This window comes from Streptomyces beijiangensis (assembly GCF_017315755.1).
GTDB classification, from domain to species: domain Bacteria; phylum Actinomycetota; class Actinomycetes; order Streptomycetales; family Streptomycetaceae; genus Streptomyces; species Streptomyces beijiangensis.
Map to the genome: position 1 here is coordinate 1 of NZ_JAFLRJ010000122.1, position 10,095 is coordinate 10,095.

Sequence of the window (10,095 nt, forward strand, 5' to 3'; positions counted from 1 at the left end):
CACCACATCGCCGCGCCCCCCTCCGTGGGGGGCGCGGCGATGTGGTGCCGGGTGGCCATACCGGTCACTTCTCCAGGTTGTTGTCGATGGTCTCGGTGGCCGTCTTCCAGGCGTCCGCAGCGGACTTGCCCTTGGCCGCGACGAGGAAGACACCGTTGTCGCTGAGGCCCTGCTGGATGATCGCGTCCTTCGGGCCGATCACCTGGACCGGGGCGGCCTTGGCGGCTGCCGCGAAGATCGTGCCGATCGGGGTGTCACCGGTGAAGGGGTTCTTGGCGCCGGTGACTTCGGGCAGGGTGTACGCGGTCTGGACGCTCGGGAAGGAGCCCTGGGCCACGAAGAGCTTCGCCTGCTGGGCGGGGGCGGTCAGCCACGCGGCCAGCTTCTTGGCCTCGTCCTTGTTCTTGCCGCTCTTGGGAATGCCCAGGAACGATCCGCCCCAGTTGCCGCCCTTGGGTGCCTGCGCCACGTCCCACTTGCCCGCGTCCGTGGCCTTGGCCGCGCCCTTGAGGGTGCCGATCATCCACGGCGGGCAGGAGATCGCAGCGAACTTGCTGTTGGCGATCGCCTGGTTCCACGTCGGCTGGAACTGCTGAAGCTTGCCGGTCAGACCGTCGGTCGCGGCCTGGGCGGTGAGGTCGAAGGCCGCCTTGATCGCCGGGTTGTCCTTGTAGATGACCTTGCCGCTGTTGTCGTAGAACTTGTTGGTCTCACTGCTGGTGATCGCGTTCAGCAGGCCGCCCGCAGAGTCCAGGAAGGTGGTCCCGGCCGGGGCATTGGCCTTGTACTGCTTGCCGAGATCGACGAGCTTCGACCAGTCGCCCGCCCACTTCTTGGCGAGCACCTCCCGGTCGGTGGGGAGCCCGGCCGCCTTGAAGAGGTCCTTGCGGTAGCAGATCGCCATCGGGCCGACGTCCGTGCCGAGGCCGATGGTCGAGCCGTCCTTGGTGGTGCCCTGGGCCCACTTCCAGTCGAGGTAGTCGCTCTTGCTGACGCCGGGGGCCTTGGAGAGGTCCTCGAACTTCGCGGCGAGGGCGGGGGTTCCGGTCACCTCGGCGATGTTGCCGACCTCGATGCCCTGGATGTCGGCGAGCCCGCTGCCGGTGGTCAGGTGGTTGACCAGGGCCGGGTAGTAGTTCTCGTTCCGGGTGACCACGTTCTGCACGATCTTGATGTTCGGGTGCTGCTTCTCGTACTCCGCGTACAGGCCGGCTTCCTTGAAGCCGAAGGTCCCGAACAGACCGACGTTGATCGTCGTCTTGCCCTTGCTGTCCGAGCTGGCCTTGGAGCCGGTGCCCGAGTCTCCGCTGTCGCTGGAGCAACCGGCCAGCAGTCCGGTGCCCAGGGCGGCGACGGCCGCGAGGACCACCACTTTCCTGGTCGTGCGGGTACGCGTGAACATTGCGTCCTCCTACTAAGTGCGGCTTCGTAGTGCGAGCTCCGCAGTGCGGCAGAAACGTGCGGCCTGATGCGTGCGGGTACTGAAGGGAGCAGCTACGGTGGGAGCGCTCCCATGCGTGATGTGTTGAAGAGTCGCCGTTCGGGTTTGGAGTGTCAAGGTTCCTGACGGCAGGACTTGGTTCAGTTATCGGACTGTGAGAAATTGGCCGCGAACGGGAGGCAGCCATGACGGCAGCGCGAGTACGGAGCGGGGGGCGTCCCACGCTCGAAGAAGTCGCAGCCCGCGCGGGGGTCGGGCGCGGCACGGCATCCAGGGTGATCAATGGATCGCCCCGGGTCAGCGACCGGACCCGCGAGGCGGTCCAGGCGGCGGTCGACGAACTCGGTTACGTACCGAACCGTGCGGCCCGTGCCCTGGCGGCCAATCGCACCGACGCCATCGCCCTGGTGGTGCCCGAGCCGGAGACCCGGTTCTTCGCCGAGCCGTACTTCTCCGACATAGTCCGCGGCGTGGGATCGGCCATGGCCGACACCGACATGCAGCTGCTGCTGACCCTGGTCGGCAGCGACCGGGAGCGGGCCAGGCTCGCCCAGTACCTGGCCGCGCACCGGGTGGACGGCGTGCTGCTCGTCTCCGTGCACGCCGACGACCCGCTGCCCGATCTCCTGGAGCAGCTCGACATCCCCGCGGTCATCAGCGGGCGGCGCTCGGACCATGAAACGCTGCCCTCGGTCGACTCCGACAACCTGGAGGGCGCCCGCGGCGCGGTCGCGCACCTCATCTCGCGAGGCCGCCGCACCATCGCGCACATCACCGGGCGGCTCGACGTGTACGGCGCCCAGTGCCGCGTGGAGGGCTACCGCAAGGCACTCGCCACCGCGGGCCTGGACTCCGACGAACAGCTCATGGTGTCGGGCGACTTCACCGAGGAGGGAGGCCGCCGCGCGATGGCCCGGCTCCTCGACCACAGGCCCGATCTGGACGCCGTCTTCGCCGGCTCCGACGTGATGGCGGCAGGCGCCAGGCAGGTGCTGCGCGAGCGCGGGCTCACCATCCCCGGCGACGTCGCCCTGATCGGTTACGACGACTCGGCGATCGCCCGCCACATGGACCCGCCGCTGACCAGCGTGCGCCAGCCGATCGAGGAGATGGGGCGGGCCATGGCCAGGCTGCTGCTCTCGGAGATCGCCGCGCGCCGCCCCGGCGAAGTGCGCCCACTGCAGCGTCCGCAGATCGTTCTGCCCACAGAACTGGTGACACGCTTCAGCTCTTGAAGATGCTCACGCCCTGAAGTGCATCCGTACGACCGAGCCGCCACGGGCTATGCGCTGTTCGAGCAGGTCGCTCAACTGCCGTGCCACCCACATCCCGTGGCCCGACGAGGCCTGCGGCGCGGGCGGCAGATGGCCGGGGAAGCGGGGCCCGACCGGGGCGTTCGCCCCGCTGTCCGCTATCTCGAACACCAGGTACGAGGGCCGCGACCACAGCCGCAGCACCGCCCGGCCGCCGCCGAACCGCAGGGCGTTCAGCGCGCTCTCGTGCACGGCCGACATCACATCGCCGACCCGCTCCTCGGACAGCCCGCCCCGGCGCGCGAACTCGGCTGCCGCATACCGCGCGACCACCGATCCGCCGCGGTCGAAGAGGACTTCACGGGCGGGCTCGGGCGCCGGTTCGAGCGCGTCGGCGTCCGACTCGGCGCAGAAGTCCTCGGGGTACGCGTAGGCGCCGCTCAGCGCCATGCCGCCCCGGCCGTGCAGGAGTTCGGGGTGGGTGCGGGCCGCCGCCGTCAGCACCTGCTCGCTCAGGGCCCGCCGGTCGTACGGACAGACGATCCAGTGGCCGCTCCGGGCGAACGCCACATTGAGCAGCGACTCGTACCGCATCCACTCCCGCGTCTCCAGTTCACCGCGGCGCGACCAGACCGGTTCGCCGATCACCCGCACCCGGCGCGGCCCGCCCGCGGCGGTCCTTCCGTGCTCGGTGCAGTACGCGTGGTACTGCCCCAGCGTCCGCGACGGATAGCCGTACCAGTGGTCGGAGTCGATGAACTCCACTTCCCGCGAGGAGTTTCCGAGCGCGTCCCGCAGCAGCGCGATGTTCTGCCGCTTCACCACCGCGAGTACGGCGTCGCCGTCGGCGAGGCCGTCGCGCACATAGGGCTCGGTACCTGCCAGGAACGCCTCGTCCGAATCGTAGGCGAGCGCCTGGTGGACGAATCCGGTCCGCCTCATAAGGCCAGCTCCAGCCCGGGAACCCGGTCCCACCCCGTCACCCGCATCACCTTCCGTACATGAGGCGCGACGCCGTGCAGCACCAGTCTGTGCCCGCCGGCCGCCGAGAGACCCAGCGCGGTGAAGACCAGCAGCCGCAGGGCGCACACATCCACGAACCCCAGGCCCCGCAGATCGAGATGGGTGTCCGTCACCGCCCGGTGCGCGGCCCGAAGCGTCTCCGCGTGGAGCGCACGGGCGAACGCTGTCACATTCGAGTCGTCCACGTCGCCCGTCAGCGCCAGGCCCGGCGGACTGAACGTCCTTGAGATCAGCAGCAGTTCGTCCTGCCAGACCGGGTCGGCGCCGACCCGGCCGTGGTGCAGGTCGTCCAGCGGGTCCAGCTCCCGCCGCGCGAAGACCCGGCGGTCGTACAGGCAGATTCCCAGGACCGGATGGGTCCCGAAGACCTGGTCGAGCAGGACCTCGCTGTCCTTGAGCGTCTTGAAGGCATCACCGGCGTGGCTGTGCAGGATCTCCATCGACACCCGCAGTCCCAGGAGCCCGTCGGCGACCGCGCGCTGCGCCTCGCGCCGTACGAGATCGTCCACGTCCCAGAGCCCGTCGGCGGTCGCGAGCTGGGTGTCCACCACAAGGTGACGCTCGGTCAGGGCGCCCAGCAGATCGACCCCGCTGTGCTCCAGGAACCCGAGCGTGACATCGGGCGGGGCGTCCACGGGCGCCAGGACCAGGCAGCGGTGCCCACTGGCGAGTCCGTCGAGGACGAAGGCCGCGAGCACCGCGTCGCGCTCCTCGTCGGTGCCGTACCCGAGAAAGAGATGATCGCCCGCGCGCATGCGCCCGACGGCGGTCAGAGCCGTAGTCACGCGCATTACGCTACGCCGGGTGGGAGGCGCGCGGGAGTGGCTATGGTGATCTCCAGCACATCGGGTCCACATCGGGGCACTTCGAGGGGGGAGAGGTGGCTGCCTCATTGCCCGGAGCGCGGAACGGCGAGCTGCCCGCGGAGACCGACCGGTTCGTCGGACGCATGGACGAACTCGCCGCCGTCGCCGCACTGTTGGAGGAAAGCCGGGGACCGGTCACCCTGACTGGACCCGGCGGGGTGGGCAAGTCCAGACTCGCGCTGCGTGCCGCGCGGTGCGCCAGGGCGTCGTACCCCGGCGGGGTGCGGCTGGTGGAGCTCTCCGCCCTGCGGGACCCGGCGCTGCTGCCCGACACCGTCGCCGAGGTGGTCGAGCAGACCGATCTGGCGGCGCTCCTGATCCTGGACACCTGTGAGCACCTGCGCGAGGCGTGCGTGCGTATGGTCTCCGAACTGTGCACCGCCAACCCGCGGTTGACCGTCCTCGCCACCAGCAGGCAGCCGCTCGGCGCCCCCGGTGAGCAGGTCCTGGTGGTCGACCCGCTGCCGCCCGGGGACGCGGTGGAGCTCTTCATGGCGCGGGCGGCCCCCGATCTCGTACGCACCGAAGCCGGCCGGAGCCTGGCGGCGGAGATCTGCTCCCGGCAGGACGGCATCCCGCTGGCCATCGAGCTCGCCGCCGCCCAGCTCCGTTCCGTACCCCCGGTGACCCCTCCGCCCGACCGCGGCGACCGCCCCGGCCGTCACCGCACCCTGCGCACCACGATCGGCTGGAGCCACGAGCTCTGCACCCCGCTGGAGCGGCTGCTCTGGGCGCGGCTTTCGGTCTTCGCGGGCGGCTGGGACACGGAGTCCGCGGAGTTCGTCTGCCACGGCGGGCCGCTCCAGGGCGACGGGGTCCTGCAGCTGCTCACCGCGCTGACGGAGAAGTCGATCGTACGGAGGGAGAGCCCGGAACCCGGCGCCCGCTACCGGATGCTCGACGCCGTCCGCGAGTTCGGCGCGCAGTGGCTCGCCGAGCTGGGCGAGCAGGACGCGGTGCGCCGCAGCCACCACGACTACTTCCGCTGGCTGGCCAGGCGCGGCGACGCGGAGTGGCTGGGTCCCCGACAGCGGTCCTGGTCGGAGCGGATGGGCGCCGACCACGCCAATGTGCGGATCGCGCTGGAGCACGGCCTGGCGATGGAGGGAGGGCGGTCGGCGCTCGACATGGCGGGCTCGCTCTGGTTCTTCTGGTACGCCTGCGGCCACGCCCAGGAGGGCCGCCGCTATCTGGAGCGGGCCCTCGCCGGCGGGAACGACCCCAGCCCCGAGCGGTCGCTCGCCGCCTGGGCGCACGCGCTCGTCACCCTCACGCAGGACGACCTGGACGCGGCCGAGGAGGCGGGCGCGGCCTTCGCCGACCGGCTGCTGCCGCTGGCCGGCGCGAGTCTCGCGGTACGGGGCGAGGCCGCGCGCTCACTGGTTCCGCTGGGCGGGGGAGGCGGCGCGGAGTTCTTCCGGCTGCTCACGCTCGCGGTACGGGCCTATCTGCTGGCCGGCCAGAACGCCTTCGCCCGCGCGGCGGACGCTGCCGACCAGCTGCGTACCGAATGCGAGAAGCGCGGCGAACTGTGGATGCGGGCCTGGGGGGACTACTTCAGAGGCCTGGCGGAGCTTGGCCTCGGCAATCCGGCGCCCACCGTCCTGCTGGCGCGCCGCGCGGTGGCCGCCAAATGGCGGCTGCACGACGTCCTGGGCACCGCCGCCGCCATCGACCTGCTCGCGGCGGCGGCGGCCCGCAGCGCCGAGGAGGCCTGCGCGGCCCGGCTCCTCGGCGCCTCGTCCCAGTTCTGGGCGGCGGCGGGCCTCCCGCAGCTGGGCGCCCCGGAGACCTCCGCCTTCCGCCGGGCCTGCGCGGCGCGCCTGAGCGCGGTGCTGGGCACAGCACGCTATGCGTCGGAGTACGCGGCGGGCCGGGCGCTCACCCCGGAGGCGGCCGTGGCCCTGGCAGAGCACGGCTGACCGGGACCGCCCGTGCATGCCTTCCGCGGCGAACGACGCTAGTAGCTGTCGTAGTTCGGCTTGCCGTTCGGCCGGTAGACGCCGACGACGGTGCCGCCCTTCGTCGTCGAGACGCTGACCGGCTCCAGGGCGGTGGGGATCGCGCCGTCGGCGAACAGCCGCTTGCCGGTGCCGATGATGACCGGGTGGATGGTCAGCCGGTACTCGTCGACGAGGTCGTGCCGCATGAGGGTCTGGGCGAGGTCGCCGCTGCCGACGACGTTGATGTTGCCGCCGTCGGACGCCTTCAGCTTGCGTACGGCATCGGCGGTGTCGCCCGCCAGCAGTGTGGAGTTCTGCCACTCGACGGACGTCAGGGTCCTGGACGCGACGTACTTGTGCATGCTGTTCATCCGGGCGGTGAACGGGTTGCCGGGGTCGGCGGTCGGCCAGTACGACGCGAAGATCTCGTACGTCTTGCGGCCGAGCAGCATCGCGTCGGAGTGCTCGTACCAGCCGGCGATGGCCGCGCCGACCTCGTCGTCGTCCACCGGTTTCTGCCAGCCGCCGTGCGTGAAGCCGCTCTCCGCGTCCTCGTCCGGACCGCCCGGCGCCTGCATGACGCCGTCGAGGGTCAGGAACGTGCAAACGATGATCTTGCGCATGGTGTGCTCCCTTCGTCGAAGGGCAGACCGTACAACCGCCGGAAACTCATCGGCGGAATTTCCGCGGCGCGCACCGGGCTGCCGGAGTTTCTGGCACTGCCGGGTCCGGGGCTGTCCGGGGCTGGGTTTGGCCGTGGTTTGGCCAAGGGCGGGAACGCGAAGAAGGCCCGACCTGTTCTCACAGGTCGGGCCTTGATCATTCAGGGTGAGTAACGGGACTTGAACCCGCGACATCCTGGACCACAACCAGGTGCTCTGCCAGCTGAGCTATACCCACCATGACCATGTCGTTTCCGACCGGCCGAGAAGAAGTCTACAGGGTCCGGGAGGGTGCTCGCGCCCCCCTTTTCCCGGGCCCCTGCGTCGCGCTATTCCGCAGGCGGAACGTGCTTCGCCGCGATCGCCTTCGCGGTTTCCGAGTCCGGTCCGGGCTGCGGGACGAAGACCGCTTCCCGGTAGTAGCGCAGCTCCGTGATCGAGTCACGGATGTCGGCGAGCGCCCGGTGGTTGCCGTTCTTGGCGGGGCTGTTGAAGTACGCCCTGGGGTACCAGCGCCGCGACAGCTCCTTGATCGAGGAGACGTCGACGATGCGGTAATGGAGGTATCCCTCCAGGTCGGGCATGTCCCGCAGCAGGAAACCGCGGTCGGTGCCGACCGAGTTCCCGCAGAGCGGGGCCTTGCCCGGTTCCTTGACGTGTTCACGTACGTACGCGAGGACCTGCTCCTCGGCGTCGGCGAGGGTGGTGCCCTGCGCCAGCTCGTCGAGGAGTCCCGACGAGGTGTGCATCTTGCGCACCACGTCGGGCATCGTCTCCAGTGCTTCGGCGGGCGGGCGGATCACGATGTCCACCCCTTCGCCGAGCACGTTCAGCTCCGAGTCGGTGACCAGTGCGGCCACCTCAATGAGTGCGTCGTCCGTCAACGAGAGCCCGGTCATCTCGCAGTCGATCCACACCATGCGATCGTTCATGCGTCTACCTTATGGCGCACTCCGCTGCCCGGGCACCGCCGCACGCCCCGGAGCGTACGTATCGGAGCTCGGTTTGCCCGGATCCGGTGGGGCGGGCGAGGTCGCCGCCGGGATCGGCGGAGTGGACGCGGCCGCCGCCCTGCGGGTCTGGGGCACCACCGTCTCGGTGACCGTGGCGGCCGTCGCGGGCTCCCCCTGCGGCCTGCGGGCGCGGTACGCGGCCCGGTACGCGGCCGGGGACGAACCCAGCTGCCGCCGGAAATGACCGCGCAGGGCCACCGGGGAACGGAAGCCGCAGCGGCCCGCGACCTCGTCGACCGAGTACTCGGACGTCTCCAGCAGTCGCTGGGCCTGCAGCACCCGCTGGGTGATCAGCCACTGCAGCGGCGCACTGCCCGTCAGGGAGCGGAAGCGCCGGTCGAAGGTGCGGCGGCTCATGTACGCACGCGCGGCCAGGGTCTCCACGTCGAACTGCTCGTGGAGATGCTCCAGCGCCCAGGCGACGACCTCGGCGAGCGGGTCGGAGCCGATTTCCTCCGGCAGGGAGCGGTCGAGATAGCGCTCCTGACCGCCACTGCGCCGCGGCGGTACGACAAGACGGCGGGCCAGTGCCCCGGCCGCCTCCGTGCCGTGATCGCTGCGGACGATGTGCAGACAGAGATCGATTCCGGCCGCGGTCCCTGCGGAGGTCAGTACGTCGCCGTCGTCGACGAAGAGCTCACGCGGGTCGACATGGACCGAGGGGTAGCGCTTGGCGAGCGTCGGCGCGTACATCCAGTGCGTGGTCGCCGGCCGGCCGTCGAGCAGGCCGGCGGCCGCAAGGACGAACGCGCCGGTGCAGAGCCCGACGATGCGCGCGCCCTCCTCGTGGGCGCGGCGCAGTGCGTCAAGCGCCTCGGCCGGTGGCGGTGAGGTGATCGACCGCCAGGCCGGTACGACGACGGTGCCCGCCCGCGCGATCGCCTCCAGGCCGTAGGGCGCGGTCAGTTCGAGCCCGCCGGTGGTGCGCAGCGGCCCCTCTTCGCCTCCGGCCACCAGCAGGCGGTAGCGGGGCACCCCTGCGTCCTGCCGGTCTATCCCGAACACGGAGAGCGGAATGGAACTCTCGAATATGGGGCCGCCGCTGAACAGCAGTACAGCGACGATTTCTTTGCGGCGGCGCCCGGAGAGCTTCCGCGCGGCTTCTGGTGCGGCGGTGGAGTCCTGGCCCTGACTCATGGCGCTAAGCCCCCCTCGTTGCTCACGGCTCCCTGCTCATAACGAGCTTGTTGCTCCTGCACGCTGCTGCCCCTCGGTCCTGCACAAGATCCCCCGCCGTCCTCTGGCCATGATCGAATCTACTGTGTCCCGTGGTGGTGCCGTGACAAGTTCAGCCGACGGCACTATGTCGACAAGGCAACTTGGCGCGAAGCATTCGATCACGAAGCGTTCCACTCACAGGCCGCGCAGGGAAGTACGCCTCCTGCGCATGGCCCGTCCCCGTTGGGCGCAACGCCTTGCAATGGTCCTTTCATCCCTGGTGGCACCGGGGTTGGCAGGTCATTCCGCCAAGGTCGCGGCGTTGCGGTGAAGTTGGCTGAAAAGCTACGGGAGCGTGTGTGTAAACCGGTCAGTCCCCCGGCGTACTCCCATCCGCCCGCCCGTCTCCCACCACCACCCTGCCTGAAGCACTTCGCGCTGCCTCTTCTGTTCTATGACCGCCCCGGTGCGCCCCGGAGCCCGTGCGGCCGCGCCGGCTTTGGGGTGGCGCGGAGTGCTCGGTGAGAAGGCGGGCCGAGGTGCGCTCGGAGCGGAGCAGCAGCAGCCGGCTGACGGCGGTGACGGCGGCGAGTCCGAGGGCGGTCAGGAGGGCGGCCCCGACACCGGTTCCGTATACAACGAGTACGACCGGGACGAGGACGCAGCTGAAGGCGGCCCAGCGGATCACTTCGGCACCGGAGCCGGAGAGCTGGGCCGGGGGAGGAGCGGAAGGGGC

General features: G+C 70.5%; 9 protein-coding genes and 1 tRNA gene. 2 read left to right on the top strand and 8 right to left on the bottom strand.

All coding sequences use genetic code 11. The features are described 5' to 3' along the window. Positions 1–64 precede the first annotated feature (64 nt). The gene (locus J0695_RS13655; RefSeq protein ID WP_206962280.1) at positions 65–1,402 is read right to left on the bottom strand and encodes an ABC transporter substrate-binding protein; all 1,338 of its coding nucleotides are present in this window, start codon (positions 1,400–1,402) and stop codon (positions 65–67) included. A gap of 224 nt (positions 1,403–1,626) precedes the next feature. Here J0695_RS13655 and J0695_RS13660 point away from each other — a divergent pair, with 224 nt between their 5' ends. After that, positions 1,627–2,676, top strand: coding sequence for a LacI family DNA-binding transcriptional regulator (locus tag J0695_RS13660; RefSeq protein WP_206962281.1), 1,050 nt, complete (start codon positions 1,627–1,629; stop codon positions 2,674–2,676). 6 nt (positions 2,677–2,682) lie between these two features. On the opposite strand, the gene J0695_RS13665 is transcribed toward J0695_RS13660, so the two are convergent. Together J0695_RS13665 and J0695_RS13670 are read right to left on the bottom strand one after the other, a co-directional pair. Then, entirely contained in the window at positions 2,683–3,636 is a 954-nt protein-coding gene (locus J0695_RS13665) for an anti-sigma factor RsbA family regulatory protein (RefSeq protein ID WP_206962282.1), read from the bottom strand. Continuing rightward, a complete protein-coding gene (locus J0695_RS13670) occupies positions 3,633–4,502 on the bottom strand; it encodes an MEDS and STAS domain-containing protein (RefSeq protein WP_206962283.1) in 870 nt (289 codons plus the stop codon). The genes J0695_RS13665 and J0695_RS13670 overlap by 4 nt, the downstream gene beginning before the upstream one ends. A gap of 95 nt (positions 4,503–4,597) precedes the next feature. On the opposite strand from J0695_RS13670, the gene J0695_RS13675 reads away from it, so the two are divergent. Beyond that, positions 4,598–6,505 carry an ATP-binding protein gene (locus J0695_RS13675; protein ID WP_206962284.1) on the top strand — a complete coding sequence of 636 codons (1,908 nt, stop codon included), beginning with the start codon at positions 4,598–4,600 and terminating at the stop codon, positions 6,503–6,505. A 38-nt stretch (positions 6,506–6,543) separates the two neighbouring features. Here J0695_RS13675 and J0695_RS13680 read toward each other — a convergent pair whose 3' ends face one another. The 5 genes from J0695_RS13680 to J0695_RS43840 all read right to left on the bottom strand — a co-directional run. Continuing rightward, positions 6,544–7,149, bottom strand: coding sequence for a dihydrofolate reductase family protein (locus J0695_RS13680; protein WP_206962285.1), 606 nt, complete (start codon positions 7,147–7,149; stop codon positions 6,544–6,546). A 204-nt stretch (positions 7,150–7,353) separates the two neighbouring features. Beyond that, positions 7,354–7,426, bottom strand: a tRNA-His gene (locus tag J0695_RS13685). A 91-nt stretch (positions 7,427–7,517) separates the two neighbouring features. Then, the gene (gene orn, locus J0695_RS13690; protein WP_206962286.1) at positions 7,518–8,120 is read right to left on the bottom strand and encodes an oligoribonuclease; all 603 of its coding nucleotides are present in this window, start codon (positions 8,118–8,120) and stop codon (positions 7,518–7,520) included. Positions 8,121–8,129: 9 nt separating this feature from the next. Then, entirely contained in the window at positions 8,130–9,338 is a 1,209-nt protein-coding gene (locus J0695_RS13695) for a helix-turn-helix domain-containing protein (protein ID WP_206962287.1), read from the bottom strand. 391 nt (positions 9,339–9,729) lie between these two features. Next, a partial coding sequence (locus J0695_RS43840) for a hypothetical protein (RefSeq protein WP_242552616.1) occupies positions 9,730–10,095 on the bottom strand: 366 nt, incomplete at its 5' end.

What these genes read in the sequence shown, in the direction of transcription:
- J0695_RS13655 (WP_206962280.1), bottom strand. Translation starts at nt 1,402, where the DNA reads ATGTTCACGCGTACCCGCACGACCAGGAAAGTGGTGGTCCTCGCGGCC.
- J0695_RS13660 (WP_206962281.1), top strand. Translation starts at nt 1,627, where the DNA reads ATGACGGCAGCGCGAGTACGGAGCGGGGGGCGTCCCACGCTCGAAGAA.
- J0695_RS13665 (WP_206962282.1), bottom strand. Translation starts at nt 3,636, where the DNA reads ATGAGGCGGACCGGATTCGTCCACCAGGCGCTCGCCTACGATTCGGAC.
- J0695_RS13680 (WP_206962285.1), bottom strand. Translation starts at nt 7,149, where the DNA reads ATGCGCAAGATCATCGTTTGCACGTTCCTGACCCTCGACGGCGTCATG.
- orn (WP_206962286.1), bottom strand. Translation starts at nt 8,120, where the DNA reads ATGAACGATCGCATGGTGTGGATCGACTGCGAGATGACCGGGCTCTCG.
- J0695_RS13695 (WP_206962287.1), bottom strand. Translation starts at nt 9,338, where the DNA reads ATGAGTCAGGGCCAGGACTCCACCGCCGCACCAGAAGCCGCGCGGAAG.